17 protein-coding genes are annotated in these 14,870 nt (G+C 42.5%); 11 read left to right on the plus strand and 6 right to left on the minus strand.

Annotation, left to right across the window (positions count from 1 at the left end):
• Positions 1-27 precede the first annotated feature (27 nt).
• Entirely contained in the window at positions 28-378 is a 351-nt protein-coding gene (locus ACXAFJ_RS14680) for a putative quinol monooxygenase (protein ID WP_475324449.1), read from the plus strand.
• Between the two features lie 75 nt (positions 379-453).
• Positions 454-732 carry a YciI family protein gene (locus tag ACXAFJ_RS14685; protein WP_475324451.1) on the plus strand — a complete coding sequence of 93 codons (279 nt, stop codon included), beginning with the start codon at positions 454-456 and terminating at the stop codon, positions 730-732.
• Between the two features lie 92 nt (positions 733-824).
• Here ACXAFJ_RS14685 and ACXAFJ_RS14690 read toward each other — a convergent pair whose 3' ends face one another.
• From ACXAFJ_RS14690 to ACXAFJ_RS14710, 5 genes are all read right to left on the minus strand, one after another.
• Positions 825-2,033, minus strand: coding sequence for a M20/M25/M40 family metallo-hydrolase (locus ACXAFJ_RS14690; protein WP_475324452.1), 1,209 nt, complete (start codon positions 2,031-2,033; stop codon positions 825-827).
• A gap of 161 nt (positions 2,034-2,194) precedes the next feature.
• Positions 2,195-3,256: a hypothetical protein gene (locus ACXAFJ_RS14695; protein ID WP_475324453.1), complete on the minus strand. Its 1,062-nt coding sequence runs from the start codon at positions 3,254-3,256 to the stop codon at positions 2,195-2,197.
• A 37-nt stretch (positions 3,257-3,293) separates the two neighbouring features.
• Positions 3,294-5,504: a hypothetical protein gene (locus ACXAFJ_RS14700; RefSeq protein WP_475324455.1), complete on the minus strand. Its 2,211-nt coding sequence runs from the start codon at positions 5,502-5,504 to the stop codon at positions 3,294-3,296.
• A 145-nt stretch (positions 5,505-5,649) separates the two neighbouring features.
• Positions 5,650-6,390 (minus strand): SDR family oxidoreductase, encoded by a 741-nt coding sequence (locus ACXAFJ_RS14705; RefSeq protein ID WP_475324456.1) that lies wholly within the window; start codon positions 6,388-6,390, stop codon positions 5,650-5,652.
• Between the two features lie 99 nt (positions 6,391-6,489).
• On the minus strand, positions 6,490-7,092 hold the full coding sequence (locus tag ACXAFJ_RS14710) for a Crp/Fnr family transcriptional regulator (protein WP_475324457.1): 603 nt from the start codon (positions 7,090-7,092) through the stop codon (positions 6,490-6,492).
• A 275-nt stretch (positions 7,093-7,367) separates the two neighbouring features.
• On the opposite strand from ACXAFJ_RS14710, the gene lldD reads away from it, so the two are divergent.
• The 8 genes from lldD to ACXAFJ_RS14750 all read left to right on the plus strand — a co-directional run bounded on the left by lldD (position 7,368) and on the right by ACXAFJ_RS14750 (position 13,378).
• Positions 7,368-8,501 carry an FMN-dependent L-lactate dehydrogenase LldD gene (lldD, locus tag ACXAFJ_RS14715; protein ID WP_475324459.1) on the plus strand — a complete coding sequence of 378 codons (1,134 nt, stop codon included), beginning with the start codon at positions 7,368-7,370 and terminating at the stop codon, positions 8,499-8,501.
• Positions 8,502-8,594: 93 nt separating this feature from the next.
• Positions 8,595-9,455, plus strand: coding sequence for an SDR family oxidoreductase (locus ACXAFJ_RS14720; protein ID WP_475324460.1), 861 nt, complete (start codon positions 8,595-8,597; stop codon positions 9,453-9,455).
• Positions 9,456-9,536: 81 nt separating this feature from the next.
• Positions 9,537-10,181 (plus strand): HD domain-containing protein, encoded by a 645-nt coding sequence (locus ACXAFJ_RS14725; protein WP_475324461.1) that lies wholly within the window; start codon positions 9,537-9,539, stop codon positions 10,179-10,181.
• Positions 10,182-10,227: 46 nt separating this feature from the next.
• Positions 10,228-10,851 (plus strand): esterase/lipase family protein, encoded by a 624-nt coding sequence (locus tag ACXAFJ_RS14730; RefSeq protein WP_475324463.1) that lies wholly within the window; start codon positions 10,228-10,230, stop codon positions 10,849-10,851.
• 38 nt (positions 10,852-10,889) lie between these two features.
• Positions 10,890-11,045: a DUF3012 domain-containing protein gene (locus ACXAFJ_RS14735; RefSeq protein ID WP_475324465.1), complete on the plus strand. Its 156-nt coding sequence runs from the start codon at positions 10,890-10,892 to the stop codon at positions 11,043-11,045.
• A gap of 120 nt (positions 11,046-11,165) precedes the next feature.
• Positions 11,166-12,002 carry a PhzF family phenazine biosynthesis protein gene (locus tag ACXAFJ_RS14740; RefSeq protein WP_475325756.1) on the plus strand — a complete coding sequence of 279 codons (837 nt, stop codon included), beginning with the start codon at positions 11,166-11,168 and terminating at the stop codon, positions 12,000-12,002.
• 34 nt (positions 12,003-12,036) lie between these two features.
• Positions 12,037-12,837, plus strand: a complete 801-nt coding sequence (locus tag ACXAFJ_RS14745) for a Cof-type HAD-IIB family hydrolase (RefSeq protein ID WP_475324466.1) — start codon at positions 12,037-12,039, stop codon at positions 12,835-12,837.
• 73 nt (positions 12,838-12,910) lie between these two features.
• Positions 12,911-13,378, plus strand: a complete 468-nt coding sequence (locus ACXAFJ_RS14750) for an ASCH domain-containing protein (protein WP_475324468.1) — start codon at positions 12,911-12,913, stop codon at positions 13,376-13,378.
• 87 nt (positions 13,379-13,465) lie between these two features.
• Here the strand turns inward: ACXAFJ_RS14750 and ACXAFJ_RS14755 are convergent, their stop codons facing one another.
• Positions 13,466-13,891, minus strand: a complete 426-nt coding sequence (locus tag ACXAFJ_RS14755) for a hypothetical protein (protein ID WP_475325758.1) — start codon at positions 13,889-13,891, stop codon at positions 13,466-13,468.
• Positions 13,892-14,335: 444 nt separating this feature from the next.
• On the opposite strand from ACXAFJ_RS14755, the gene ACXAFJ_RS14760 reads away from it, so the two are divergent.
• Entirely contained in the window at positions 14,336-14,851 is a 516-nt protein-coding gene (locus ACXAFJ_RS14760; RefSeq protein WP_475324469.1) for an invasion associated locus B family protein, read from the plus strand.
• The last annotated feature ends 19 nt before the right edge of the window (positions 14,852-14,870 follow it).

The following is a 14,870-nucleotide window of genomic DNA, read 5'->3' on the forward strand; positions in this document are numbered from 1 at the left end:
ACGAACCAAATTAAGGATTAGTTACTTATGTCATCTAAAGTTTATGTACTCGCTCAATTTAAAGCTAAGCCGGGCAAAGAAGCCGAATTGTTTGAAGTTCTCAAAGCACTGGAACCAGATACCTACCGCGAAGAAGGATGCTTGCAGTACACGGTTACACGACAAATTGATCACCCGAATGCAACTCGCAGTGAATACTCGATTTGTTTTAACGAAATTTGGTCAAGTGCCGAGGCACTTCAAGCTCATTGTAACCGTAAACAAATTCAAGACTTTTTCGAAGCTCAAGTGGTTGCTGAGACTGGATTGGTTGAAGACGCCAAAGTGACAGCTTACAGCGATGAAGGTGAAAATTACGACGCGCCAATTTTTAGCTAGTAAAATTAATCGATTGAAATTCATCCGATTGTGCTGCGGTCTATCTAAACCTAATCATGAGATTTTGAGGTAATCATGTTCGTAGTGACGCTTAAGTATCTTGTTCCACGAGAACAAGTTTTACCTTATATAGAAGAACATTACGCGTTTTTAGATAAGTTCTACGATTCCGGACATTTCCTTGCGTCTGGACCTAAACACGAAAAAGATGGTGGAGTGATTCTAGCGAAAGCGGAAACCTACTGCGAGATTGAGAAAATCCTCGCACAGGATCCATTTTGGAAGCACGAGCTGGCAGACTATCAAATCACCAGTTTTGAACCTACTCGCCAAGCTGAACGATTTTCGATTTAGAGCAGTTAATTATTTTCAGTCGATGAAAACACACATAAAAGCGAGCCAAATCTTGGCTCGCTTTTTACTATAAGCAATATCGAGATGAGATATTAAGCAAGGTCTAGTCGTACGTGACCGTTGCGTAGGTCATCGCGCGAGATGCCTTTTCCGTCGTTCAATTCATTGAACTGACGAATCAAACCTGCGATAGCGTGAATTGACGCAAGTAAGTCACCTGTGTGCGCTGATTCAGATGCAGTGTGCATGTTGCGGATTGGGTAACCAATCGTGATTGCTGCACTGTCTACACCTGCAAGTACTGCTGCCATACCGTCAGTACCCATATCGCGGCCTGAGAAATCAAGCTGGTAAGGGATAGACTGCTCTTCACATACTTTTTCAAGTGACTGTACTAAGAACTCTGATACTACAGAACCACGGCCGATGGTGAAGCCATCACCCATTTTCAGCGGGTTCATGTTGCGTGCCCCAATACCCGGCGCTGCTTCGTAATCGTGGTTTACGTCTGTCGCAATCAATACGTCAGGCTTTAGCTCACCAACGACAGGGATAGAACCAAGACGACCAATTTCTTCATGAGTGGCGATTGTGTAAAGTACACGGACGTTGTCTAGACCTTCATCCGCCAACATACGTGCAACTTCAGTTACTGAGAAGCAGCCCAAGCCGTTGTCTAGGTAAGCACCGTAGAACGTATCTTCAGAAACACCGCGCTTAATTGGACGATCAAGTAGAATTGGGTCACCCGGACGCAAACCAAGCGCTTCTACTTGTGCTTTGCGGTCTTCACCGTGAGTGTGTAGCTCTAGGTAAATTTGCTCTGGCTTGATACCCTTTTCACCAGTGCGCTGCGCAGGTGTTGAGAAGTGAATTGCACCCAAAGCCTCAACAGTACAACCTTCGATAACTTTGTATTGACCAAGTTCACCCGGCTTTTGACAGAACACTTTTACTTCGTGGCCAATCAATGTTGTTGGCAGAAACGAGTCTGTATTGATCCATACTTTGCCATCGTTATCGATTTTACGAACTTGCATACGGATTTTGTCAGCATGACCAACAATCATTACACTTACTAGGTCATCGCGACCTGGGTGAGAGTCAAATACTAGACCAGCGTTGCCTTTAAATTGGTGTACAGCCCAGCCTTCTGGCATGAAAGATTCAAATTCTGGCTTGATTACACCGTAGCTCATACCCGCTTCGAAACCAACTGGCGATGGTGAAGCAAGAACTTTCTTCATGAATTCAAACTGTTCTGTTGGCATAACTTGCTGCCAAGCGTTTTTATTTTCCATTTTATGTAATTAACTCTTCTGTGACTAAACAAAACAAAAAGAACCAATTGCATAACATCAGCAATCAGTTCTTCTTTAAAAGTGACAATATACTAGCGTGTTAAGCTGGCATTTCAACAATGTTTAGCATAGTTAAGACCTATTAACTCTAACTGGCAAAACTAAAATGGTATTTTGACTCCAAGAATGAGCTTTAGAAAGTTGGCTTTTTTGTAGTCAAAACTATCACTTTTGACACCCAATTCAACCCATTTAGATTGAAATTCTAACCCTATTGCCTTTTGAGACGGGTATCCTGAGATTGTTAATTTTCCAAGATCGCTTAAGTATTCGTACTCAGCAGACCACAAAGTCCGCTCCAAAATTCTAAATGCTTTAACCTTAGTTTGATGTGTAGAATCAATATGCCAATGTAAACCTAATGTATTTTTTGAAGGCAGCTTTTGGACAAAATCTCTATATCCTTCAAACCCTGACATGATCGCTTTTCCAGCAGAGAAGTCTGGTTCCGAGACCGTAATTTCAGTGTAAGGCGCATTTTTCCATAAAATTTGGCTATACAAATCCCTGGCTTCCCAAGCTATTTCGATATGATCGTTGTAAAACCAGCTCAGTTCCATGTCTAGGCTGTAGCCATACTTCGAATAAGGCTCGACTATCGCCCTTTTTAACAAATAGTCCCTAGTATAATGTTGCTCTAGGTGTACCTCTCCCACATAGCAAGTAGGGTCACTGGCGCATTGGCCTTTCAATGCTGCGGTTCCACTACCGGCACCTTCAATAAAAGTGTTACCGTTTAACAATGATAATGAAGGTTTTAAGTCAAAAGAATCGAAACCAAATTTATGAGAAAACCTAACTCCAGCCCCAGAAAAATGCGATGTTTTCAAAGCAAGATCATAGAGTTTTCCGACAGGAATGTTGTCTTTATTAGAAGCTTCTGAAAATAAGTTAAGCGTATCTTCGCTAAACGTTAACCACCAATCGTAACGATAAAGAACTTCTATTGTAGAGTTTCCGTAGTTTAACCCAGTGGAAACTTGATTATATGTAAACGCCCAATTTGCATTTTCAAACTCTTGCTTACCTCCTTTGAATATATGATAAATTGCATTATTTTCTGCATATGCAAAAGCGGTTGCCCTAGAGAAAACGGAAAATTCATTGGCATGGATTTCAGTTCCCAAAAGCAATAGTGCTAAGATAGATAATTTTCTTTTCATAAAAAAAGGGGCTTAGCCCCTTAACAAACTTAAACAATTATAGAACCGATTCAAAGAAGCCATCGGTATATCGAATAATAGGAATTCCATTCGGTTCGGAAATAGTGCCTACTTGAGTATTATTTGACTCTAGTTTTCCGGAAATAGTGCTGTCTTCTGCTCGTTCTAATAAAACTCGCACACCCGAGTTGTCAAACAACTCCACACTAGAGGACTCTCTAATACTCGAATCAGTAGGAATTGACGTCTTCGCCATAATTTCCTCATCAAGATATTTTACGGTACTTGTTATAGTTACTGAATCAAATAACCTTCGTTCTATTTTAAGATAAACAGAAGCAAAATCATTTTCATTAGCTGCTTTAATAGCGTCGGTAGAAAGTTCTAATTCCGCCGTTACATTGAAGAACTTATTTTCTGTTTCAAAGCTAACTGTATCGACTTCAACTTTCTCATAAGCTAAATAATCAATTTTTTCATTTACCGACAGCGAAACTCCTCTTGGGTTTTCAACCGAAAGTTTAAACTCAAAGTCTGAGTAGTCATTGACATTAGAAAACTTCCCGTCCACTTCAATAAACATTGTTTCAAATGTAGAGACAATAGTGTTGTTTGAACTGAATTGAGAGTTAACATTAAGCTGCTCATCATCCACATCTATTCTCAAGTCACTCATTGTCAAACTTAAATTTCCGTCAAACTTGAGTTCTCCTTCATTATTTCTAGCGTGTATAGTCATCTCTGTGTCAGATAGTTCTAACGATATTTCGCCGATAGAAAGTAGACCAGTTGACGACATACCATTTTGAATAGGTTGTTCTTCTTCTCTAAAAAGGAAATCTTCTATTGTGCTTGCCCCAGTTCCTACAAGATCTATTACAGATGTTTCATTGAGTTCTTTTATTGAACTTTTAACACTGGTCAGTTCGATCACTTCAGAACCCGACAAGTCTAAATTACATGACTCACCCGATCCAAAACAATCTGGGTTTCCATTGCCATTGAGGTCATTAGTGATTTTCGCAACCACTTCTGTTGTTATGACTTCTCCATCCTGTAACGAAGACGTTTTCGTTGCTGTAAACTTAAGAGCATCGCCTTCTTCAATCTTTTCTACATTAAAACCTGAAAGATCCGAGTTTGAATCCAATTGATACAATAGAATTGCTCTGGCGGCTCGTTCAATGTCTCGTAGCACTGCTTGAACATTTGACTTATTAAGGCTGAGGATTTTTTCTGCGTCTTTTGTGAAGGCATGAGTTCCCTCTCTGAGATCACTCTCCTTCAATCGAACAGAGTCGTAAAAGCGGCGGACCTTTTTTACAAAATTCTTTGCTTTAACAACTTCTTCACTTGAATCTAAATCGACTTGCTCAGGTGGTACATGCTCAAAAACTGTATTACTACGAGCCAATGCAGCATCTGTTTTGTCACTTGCCACCAATGCTTTGGCTTTATTCTGGATTTCCTGAACCTTAGCAGGCTTTACAGTTAGTTTCCCCGAGTTGGTGAACTCTACGATGCTACTAGCATCAAAGCTGTCGCTAGACATCAGTGAAGCAGATAGGATGGACATAGCTAAAGTAACTTGATCAACGGTGTCACCGTTAATTGAAGAGGTATCAGTAATATCTACTACCGGAATTTCAGACAGACTTTTCGCCGTATTTAACCCAAAAGCCGAACGAACTGCCTTCTCCGCATTTGCAATCATTTGGGTCGATACGACCTCATGTCCTTGTGCAAGCGATAGTGATGTTTTTGCAGCTATGTCAGTTACCGCAGTCACATTTAATGATGAACTACTTTCTGAAACCGAAGGGATTACAGACGTAAGTTGCCATCCGTCCTTAACTGGAAAGGTAGAGCCAAAGGCGACGTCCGCATGAGCAATAGGCATTGGACTATTGGCACTAGTACAAAGCTCAATATCACAAGTCATGAGTGTGGAGTTATCTCTTTTAGATACGACAACGTACAACGGGATATTTTGAGGTGCACCGTCAATCGAGTAGTTACCATTCGCATCTGTTATACCTGCCCCAACAAATCCAGAATTCTCAATACAACCATTTGAATTAAAACTCGAACATAATGTCACGTCCGCGTTGACAACAATTCCTTTATTCACCATACCGGAGATGTTTGACGAGCCGGAAGCTGCAGATGAATCAGCTCCGCCCCCCCCACCACCACAAGCGGAAGCGAGTAATGCAAACATTGATGTGAGTAATAATCTTTTATCCATATCCTAACCACCTAGTACAAGAATTATTCATAACTTTTATTATTTGGGTATGAGAATAACACAAGAAATCTATAAACTTTCTGGAAGCTAAGTGATGTATCTCGCAAGGAAACTAGTACGATGTTCTATATACTCATGCGTTGACTTATTTATTCACCACCTTGAGCCCCAAGCTGGGTGCAAATCGGCTTAAGAAATAGGCCATGCGCGAAAGTCCAATGCGGATCTCTTGATGTCCTCGTTCCCATCCCTGAACCAGACTCTCGACTGCTTTATCCGCTGTCAGTGCTTTAACGGTTTCAGGTAGGCCGTTCTTGTGAAATTCAGTATTAACTAACGGCGGCATTGCTTCGATCACTTCAATGTTTGAGTTGGCAAGCTGAACCCTAAGACTCTTAGTGAAGCTGTGTAACCCTGCTTTCGCAGCGCAGTAGAAAGGCATAATTGATTTTGGGTTGTAAACCAGCCCAGTGGTCACGTTAATGATAGAACTGTGGTGTTGTGTTTTTAGCAAAGGGAGCGCATTTAATGTCATGCCAATATGCGCTTCTAAATTGTGTTTAAGCTCTAAGGCATAATCAGGCACATCAGATTGAACGTTTGCCATGGCATGTAGACTCGTCCAACCCGCATTGTTTATCAAGGTATCAAATGCGGGATAGTTTTCTATCAGCCAATCAAAGAACTCTTTTCGCTCGATAAGATCAGAAATATCCATCGCGTATGTCGCAGAGACAAATTCAGCGATCCCCGCTAATTTTTGGGGATCGCGGCCTACCGCTATTACCGTATTTTTCGTTGCCAAGCGTTTTGCCAATTCCAGCCCTATACCAGAGCTGCCACCGGTAATTACTATGGTTTTTCCCGTCAAATTTCTTTTTTTCATATCAACCTCCTTAGTTGAGATTGATAGGATAATCACCATCTCTGGTAATACATTAACAGCGGTTAAAACCTTTAATTTGGTGTTGTCGTTACGTGCGACTTACGCTTTGTGATATGGGTTTTGAATGCCCAATCTCGCCCGAATTCGAGAAAGTGACACTTCGGAAATACCAAGGTAAGACGCTAAGTGATAGTTGGCAATTTTCCCGACTAAATGCGGGTATTCCTCGACAAACTGCTGGTAATTTTCGGTCGGCGTTTGTAAGAGTAAATCCGCTTCACGTCTTTCTTTTCTCAACGCCAGCCTCGTTAACAAAAACAAGTTTACTTGAAGCCATTTGGGGTTTTGCTGCGCAAGCTGCTGAAATTTTTTCACCGGTATACTCAATACGGTCAACTCTGTTAATGCCTCACATCCAAATCGAGCTGGCTGCCCTGTTTTCATTGACGATAAGCTAGAGGCCACATCGCCGGTTTCCAGAAAACCTTTGTTTTTTCTCGTACCATCCGGCTTGATGTAATAGTGGCAGGCAATACCCTCTGAAATAAACCTTAACTCAGACACACAATCCCCAGGTTGAAAAATAGCTTGCTTTTTTTGATAGCAAACAACAGAGCTAATGCTTCTTAGCTGCTCGAATTCCAAATCGGTCACATTGCAGTGCTCTTTAAAATATAGAGACAAGCGGTTCAAAGAATCCATCATAAAGTCCTTATAGTTATTATGGCATTTTTAGACACAATTCATTTCATCGATTCTATTTATCGCCAAATAGTAGATAGATAAGCTCACAGTTCTAACAAATTGATAACAAGATTGCAGTAAATGAGCAGTTCGTTTTAGTCTTTAAGCGGCACGAACTCCTAAGTCGACAAATAACCTGTAAGAGATTTTATTTCGTGGCTAATACTTACAGGGTACCGCAAAGAACAAGCGTATCTCCATGATATTACTGTAATAAAATATTGGAACCCCTTATGATCATTTCTGCCTCTACCGATTACCGCCGCGCGGCGAAGTCAAAGTTGCCTCCATTTTTGTTCCACTACTTAGATGGTGGTTCGTACAGCGAGCATACTCTGCAGCGTAACACCTCAGACTTAGCAGATATCGCGCTGCGCCAACGTGTGCTCAAAAACATGACAGATTTAGACTTAGGGACCAAAATTTTTGGCGAAAAGCTTGATCTGCCAATCGCACTTGCACCGGTCGGTTTGACGGGTATGTATGCAAGACGAGGCGAAGTACAGGCGGCTAAAGCGGCTGAAAACAAAGGCATTCCATTTACCATGTCTACCGTGTCCGTGTGCCCTATTGAAGAAGTAACACCTGCGATTCAACGCCCAATGTGGTTTCAACTGTATGTTCTGAAAGATCGCGGATTCATGAAAAACGTTCTAGAACGAGCAAAAGCGGCTGGCGTTACTACATTAGTGTTCACCGTTGATATGCCCGTACCCGGCGCGCGCTACCGTGACATGCACTCGGGTATGAGTGGCCCGAATGCGCCAGTGCGCCGCGTGATGCAAGCGATGACCCATCCTCAGTGGGCACTCGACGTTGGATTGCTCGGCAAACCACACGATTTAGGCAATATCTCAAAGTACCGCGGCGAACCGACTAACTTGGCCGATTACATCAGTTGGTTAGGCGCGAACTTCGACCCGTCCATCAGTTGGAAAGACTTGGAATGGATTCGTGATTTCTGGGACGGCCCTATGGTGATCAAAGGAATTTTGGATACCGAAGATGCCAAAGACGCCGTCAAATTTGGTGCAGACGGTATCGTCGTTTCAAATCACGGAGGTCGCCAATTAGACGGTGTACTTTCTACAATTCGTGCTCTTCCTGCTATTGCCGACGCGGTAAAAGGTGACCTCAAAATTCTAGTCGATTCCGGTATCCGCAACGGCTTAGACGTGGTGCGTATGTTGTCTTTAGGTGCAGACCTAACCTTGTTGGGCCGTTCATTTGTTTATGCGTTAGCGACTCATGGCCAAGCGGGTGTCGAAAACTTGTTGGATCTGTACAAAAAAGAAATGCAAGTCGCAATGATATTGTGCGGCGCCAATTCGGTGTCCGGTCTTAACAGCAGCATGCTGGTTCGATAACATTGGCACATATTGACGATTGGTCAATATTTATTGCGTTGCACTCCATATGGCGTTAATGTCATAGCATCTGCCCCATACTAGGTACATGCTATGACAAACTCTAAGATATTGGTTGCCGGCGCTACTGGCTATTTGGGCCAGCACTTGGTTAAGGTTTTACTAGAGAACAAGGCCAACTTTGCCGTTCTGGCAAGAAATCATGACAAAGCGAAAAGAATGGGGCTAAACGATGAGCAAATCATCGTTGCGGAAGTCACCAAACCAGAAACCTTGTCATCATGCATGCAAGATGTTGATCTCATTATTTCGACAGTGGGGATCACACGGCAAAAAGATGGTTTGACCTATCAAGATGTCGATTACCAAGCCAACCTTAATTTGCTTGAACAAGCAGAAAAAAGTGGCGTCGCAAAGTTCATATACGTCTCTGCTTTCAACGCTCCAAGCTTTACTCAAGTTCGGCTACTTGCAGCTAAAGAAAAGTTTGCTCAGCGGCTCCTGAGCAGTACATCTTTGAGCCCTTGCGTCGTTCGCCCGAATGGCTTTTTCTCTGATCTGGAAGAAGCGCTGAAACTCGCCCACTCGGGCCGAGGTTTTCTATTTGGCGACGGAGCTCAGAAACTCAACCCAATTGACGGCGATGACTTGGCTCGATTTATCATCAGCCACATCGAGAGTTGCGAAACTGAAATCAACGTGGGGGGGCCTGACATACTCAGTCATTTAGAAATTACCCAACTAGCCTTTCAGGCATTAAACAAACCCGCAAAAATCACTAAGGTTCCAGATTGGGTAAGGCAACTGATGTTATGGGGCTGCCGCCACCTTCCAGAGCGCTTCACTGGGCCGATGGAGTTTTTCTTAACTGTCAGTGCGCAAGATATGATTGCCCCAACCTATGGTTGCAAACGGCTTATCCAGCACTATCAGCAAGTCGCAAAAAACCTTTAAGTGACTTCTCCTTAGAAGGCTGTAGACGTTTTTTAAACAATGCGGTTAAACTGACTTAAGACACTCAACCAGAGCTAAGTTATGTACAAGCATTACGAACAGCAGATGCAAGTCTTCATAAGTCAGGAAATGAAAACCGATGCGGCACATGATTCGTTGCACGTTTCTCGGGTCGTTGAAATGGCGAAAGTCATCGCCAAGGCCGAAAATGCCAATTTAGACGTTGTGGTTCCAGCGGCGTACTTGCACGATTGCTTCAGTCACCCCAAAAATCATCCACAAAGGCATACCAGTTCGAGAATCGCCGCTGATAAAGCAATTGAGTTTCTTTCATCGCTTGGTTATGACTCCCAACTGTTACCTGCAATCCATCATGCCATTGTAGCACACAGTTTTAGTGCTAACATTCCAGCTGAAACGATAGAAGCCAAAGTAGTTCAAGACGCGGATAGACTCGATTCTCTTGGCGCGATTGGTGTGACACGCGTAGTCCAAGTGGGCACAGCACTTGAACGTCAGCTGTATGATATCGAAGATATTTTGTGTGAGCGTCGCCAGCCAGACGACCACCAATACACCATCGACCACTTCTGGATTAAGTTGTTTAAAATCGTAGACACACTGCATACCCAAAGCGCACGAACTGAAGGCGAAAAACGTAAGGCCTTTATGCAGATGTTCTTAAAACAGCTCGCCATGGAAGCTCACCCAAAGACATCGGTATAAATCGTGTTATGGTATAAGCAAGTTGTCTAGGTAAGAGGTAAGCCGCTTGAATCTAGTTATATTACATGGACTATACATGCATGGCATGGTTATGCAGCCACTCAGTCAAAAGTTGAAGAGTTTGGGTTATCAAACTCGGGTGGTGAGTTACAACACGCTTGATATCAATGAGAATCAGCTGTTTGAAGAGATTGATGAAGCCTTAGACAAGTCTCAAGCTAACGCCCTGATTGGTCATAGTCTTGGAGGGTTAATGAGTAAACACTATCTCGACGCTCGCCAACCTGACATTAAAAAGCTCTCACACGTCGTCACGATTGGTTCACCGCTGCGCGGCGCCTCAATTGTGACCAAAATTCAGCAAATGGGCTTGGGAGGCGTTATCGGCAACTCTCGTCTATACGGCTTAGAATCTCACTACAACACTTGGCGTTTTGAACAAAAGCTTGGCAGTATTGCAGGTAATCTTCCACTCGGCTTTAGACCTATGTTAATGGGCAGAGGTAAAGAAAGCGATGGTACTGTTACAGTGCGAGAGACCAAAATCGAAGGTATGACGGATCACGTCGTGCTACGTAATAGTCATACTAGCCTTATTTACAGCAGCAAAACACTTCATCAGATAGACCACTTTTTGACACACGATCGCTTTGACTCTTTAGCAGACTGAGATATAAAACTATAAAAACCATTATCTAAGGAAGAGTTATGTACCGTTTATTCGCTGCTGTATTGTTAACCTTGTCTATTACAGCCTGTACTGAAGTGGGCAGTGAAGCCTGGTGTGACGACATGAAAGAAAAACCCAAAGGCGATTGGACTGCCAATGAAGCCAAAGACTTCGCCAAACACTGTATTTTTTAAACAAATTTTGACGTCAAGCCATTACTTCAGGTAATGGCTTATCGCTACAATACCTAACCCAAACAAGCAAATTAAAGGCTTATTGCTATCACAACTTTTACTTCCGTTCTCGTCCATCGGATTAACGCGTTTGTTTGCAACAATCGGGGTGGCAATCCAGCCGGTGTGGTGTTGAACGCAAAAAATCTATCAGATGAGCAAATGCAATTCATCGCCAATCAAGTCGGTTATTCAGAAACGGCGTTTGTCCATCCGTTAGCCGACGCCGACTTTGAAGTTCGCTTTTTTACGCCAGTGGAAGAAGTCGATTTTTGTGGCCACGCGACGCTATCGGTTTTTCATACTCTGCGCGAACAAGGGCTTTTGCAGCCGGGCTGTTACTCTCAAATCACCAAGGCTGGCAAACTGAATGTCACCATAGAGGAATGCGGCAAAGTTACAATGGAACAGGCTTTGCCAGTGTTCTCAGGATATTTTGAATTTGCCGACATCGCGCCCTTACTTAACATTCAAGAGTCGATTTTGGTCTCCACCAAGCTACCTATTGAAGTGGTCAGTACCGGTTTGGCCGACGTTATTGTCGCACTGCCTTTGGGTACAGTAGATAAAGTGAAGCCCGATTTTTCACTTATTAAAGCCTTCAGTAAAAAGCATAATGTGGTTGGGCTGCATATATTTGAGCTTTCAGAATCAGGTTATACGGCAAACTGTCGTAACTTTGCACCGCTTTACGATATTAATGAAGAATCCGCGACGGGCAGTGCCAGTGGTGCGTTAGCGAGTTATCTTGTCAAACATAGGCCGGATTTGGGCGATAGATTTTTGTTCCAGCAAGGCAAGGCCATGAAATGTGCCTCTGAAATTGGTGCGGTCATTGAAGGCTCATACCGAAGTATCTCAAAGGTATTGGTTTCAGGTTATGCCCAGACCATTGACCAAATAATCATTGAGCCGTAAGCACGATAAACAACATCCGAGTAGAACCTTCAAAATGAACAAACCAGACATTCGATTTATCGCCACCGACATGGACGGCACCCTGCTTAACGACAATAAACAGCTACCCAATGACTTTTATGAGGTATTTGCTGAGCTTAAACAGCGTGGTGTACTTTTTGCCGCGGCATCAGGCCGTCAATATTTCAGTCTGATAGATGTATTTGCACCCATTAAAGACGAGATGATCTTTATTGCTGAGAATGGCACTTTAGTGATGCACAAGGGTAAAGAAATTTATAGTTCTGAAATCCCGACTAACGAAATTCATCAGATCATCGAAGTGACACGTACACTGCCTAATTCGCACATCGTGTTATGTGGCAAAAAGTCCGCTTACATCGAAACCAAAGATGAACAAGCGATAGAAGAGATCGGTCACTACTATCATCAGCTGCAACACGTCGATGATTTGCTCGACGTCGAAGAGTCTTTCATCAAAGTTGCAGTTCTCAACTTTAATGGCACTGAAGAACACGTTAACCCGACTCTTTCAGAGCAATTTGGCAAGACACATCAAGTTGTCGTCAGCGCAAAGATTTGGCTCGATTTGATGCACATTGAAGCCTCAAAAGGCACGGCAATTCGACACCTCCAAAATGTATTTGATTTTGACAAACAACAAAGCATGAGCTTTGGTGACTATTTTAATGATGTTGAAATGCTGGCCGAAACGCAATTTAGTTATGCGATGGCCAATGCTCATCCAGACATCAAAGCATTAGCAAATTTCGAAGCGCCAAGTAACCAAGAAAACGGAGTAACTCAAACCATCAAAACCTTGGTTCTGAGCTAGTCAGATTTGAAATTCAGTTTGTATTAACCCAATAGCACAAACGACGGTATTGAAAACAATAACGAGTGAACCAATGACACCTGAACAAGACGCCTTTTACCAAGAATACCTTTCCACTCTTTCAGAACGTGAACGAGAAGCCATACCACAAGTGGAAGCTGAGTACTTCTGCGCCGATGAATACAACGCCAATGCATGTGCTGAGCTAGTGATGCAAGGTAAAAAAGTCGCCACCTGTAGCCTTCATTCTGCGTGGTTTGCTGAAAACGAACCGCTACCTGTGGAAGGCAGAATCACCGTGGTTTTGGACTGGAATGAAAAACCAGTTTGTATTATTAAAACCAACAACGTCGAAATTTGTCCTTTTAATCAAGTGACTGAAGAATTTGCACTAGCTGAGGGCGAAGGCGATGGAACATACCAGTGGTGGTACGATGCCCATTGGGCGTTTTTTACCAAATACGCCAAAGAGTTAAATTTGGAATTCAATCAAGAATCCAACTTGGTACTGGAACGATTCGAGAAGGTGTACCCCCTTTAACAAATTCTATCTAATCTGGTTTTAACTAAAAAAGCGCATGGTACTCACCATGCGCTTTTCTTTTTGTGGGTTAGTCTTTTTTGCAAATCACATCACACACTGCTGCGCGTCTTCCGCTTTTTCAACAGCCGTTTCGATTGCAGAGACTAAATCAGGATTATTGATTGAGTCGGTAATTTTCTCAATGATGCCTTCAGCAGTCGCAGCAGAAGATGCCTCAACCAAGCAGCTATAAGCATTGGAAATACGGTCAGAGACTTCCAATAATGCTTCTGGTGAAGACAATTCCATATTTGCCAATTCTTGAACTGACGCCGCTAAAGCAGTTGCAGTTTCTGCCGCTTCACCAAACTGGTCCAAATTGATCGATTCAAGATCCAGTGATTCCATTTTAGATTGCAATCCATCTACCGCTTGATTCGCCGCAGCTTGCGCATCATCTATCGCCTGACTTGCTTCTTCACAACCCGCCAGAGCAAAGGCTAGTAAAGCCGCTATAGAAAAATTTTTGATTTGGTAACGCATGGTATTACTCCATGTTTAGTATTGTTTCCCCTAAGTGTATGCCACTCTAGGTAAGCCAGAAATGATGTAAGAGTAAGAAATTATTAAATGAATGTAATCACTTGCTAAACGCGTTATTGGTTCAAAATATATTTGAGATCAAAATCACACAAACAACAAACATCAAAATCTGTATGAGAGATTACTCCAAGCAAGTTAAATCTCCGCTTTATTCAAATAAACGTATTGTAAAACAGAACATTAATCACTAATCCTTGACCTTGGGGATAGAAGTTATTCAGACTTCTCCCTCGATCATTAGTTCAAAACAACCCCAAATCTTCAATTTCCTCTGTGCAAACTAACTATGTGACTACTACGCTTTTACTCGTATCTAATTCATTGATATCGACATCATAATCAAAAGTATGGCTAGTACATTCAGGTGATAAAATGAAATTTGGCTTGAGACTATTTAGTTTGGTTGGTGTGTTAACCCTAATTTGGTTTTCAAACGGCTCACACGCTAAAGACTCAATATATTGGCAAACGGTTTGTAACGAACAAAAAGAAGACTGCAGAATCACGCAAGAATTAATGTTACAAACCAACTCAAAAGCTGAGGAAGGCAACACTAAACAGCACCGGATATTAACACTTCACGTTCTTAAAAGGCCGACGAAAGAATCTCAAAGTCTCAATTCCCACTTAACAATACAACTTCCTTTAGGGGTCGACCTACCTGCAGGCCTTGTTTTTAAAGTTGATAAAGGCCCTGAAACGAATTTGCCGTTCTTGCGATGCACTCGGTCAGGATGTGACGCAAGCCTTAAGCTGACTGACCAACAAATTCAAACGTTTAAAAAAGGCCAGTCACTATTTGTTGGCTTTCGTGCATGGGGAAGCAAAGAAGCAACAGTCTTAGAAGCTTCATTAATTGGCTTCACCAAAGCCTATTCAAACCTTTAGATTTTTGAATTAGCAATTA

The sequence above is a fragment of the Vibrio sp. ABH4_348 genome (assembly GCF_056159765.1).

What these genes read in the sequence shown, in the direction of transcription:
- ACXAFJ_RS14680 (WP_475324449.1), top strand. Translation starts at nt 28, where the DNA reads ATGTCATCTAAAGTTTATGTACTCGCTCAATTTAAAGCTAAGCCGGGC.
- ACXAFJ_RS14685 (WP_475324451.1), top strand. Translation starts at nt 454, where the DNA reads ATGTTCGTAGTGACGCTTAAGTATCTTGTTCCACGAGAACAAGTTTTA.
- ACXAFJ_RS14690 (WP_475324452.1), bottom strand. Translation starts at nt 2,033, where the DNA reads ATGGAAAATAAAAACGCTTGGCAGCAAGTTATGCCAACAGAACAGTTT.
- ACXAFJ_RS14695 (WP_475324453.1), bottom strand. Translation starts at nt 3,256, where the DNA reads ATGAAAAGAAAATTATCTATCTTAGCACTATTGCTTTTGGGAACTGAA.
- ACXAFJ_RS14700 (WP_475324455.1), bottom strand. Translation starts at nt 5,504, where the DNA reads ATGGATAAAAGATTATTACTCACATCAATGTTTGCATTACTCGCTTCC.
- ACXAFJ_RS14705 (WP_475324456.1), bottom strand. Translation starts at nt 6,390, where the DNA reads ATGAAAAAAAGAAATTTGACGGGAAAAACCATAGTAATTACCGGTGGC.
- ACXAFJ_RS14710 (WP_475324457.1), bottom strand. Translation starts at nt 7,092, where the DNA reads ATGGATTCTTTGAACCGCTTGTCTCTATATTTTAAAGAGCACTGCAAT.
- lldD (WP_475324459.1), top strand. Translation starts at nt 7,368, where the DNA reads ATGATCATTTCTGCCTCTACCGATTACCGCCGCGCGGCGAAGTCAAAG.
- ACXAFJ_RS14720 (WP_475324460.1), top strand. Translation starts at nt 8,595, where the DNA reads ATGACAAACTCTAAGATATTGGTTGCCGGCGCTACTGGCTATTTGGGC.
- ACXAFJ_RS14725 (WP_475324461.1), top strand. Translation starts at nt 9,537, where the DNA reads ATGTACAAGCATTACGAACAGCAGATGCAAGTCTTCATAAGTCAGGAA.
- ACXAFJ_RS14735 (WP_475324465.1), top strand. Translation starts at nt 10,890, where the DNA reads ATGTACCGTTTATTCGCTGCTGTATTGTTAACCTTGTCTATTACAGCC.
- ACXAFJ_RS14745 (WP_475324466.1), top strand. Translation starts at nt 12,037, where the DNA reads ATGAACAAACCAGACATTCGATTTATCGCCACCGACATGGACGGCACC.
- ACXAFJ_RS14750 (WP_475324468.1), top strand. Translation starts at nt 12,911, where the DNA reads ATGACACCTGAACAAGACGCCTTTTACCAAGAATACCTTTCCACTCTT.
- ACXAFJ_RS14760 (WP_475324469.1), top strand. Translation starts at nt 14,336, where the DNA reads ATGAAATTTGGCTTGAGACTATTTAGTTTGGTTGGTGTGTTAACCCTA.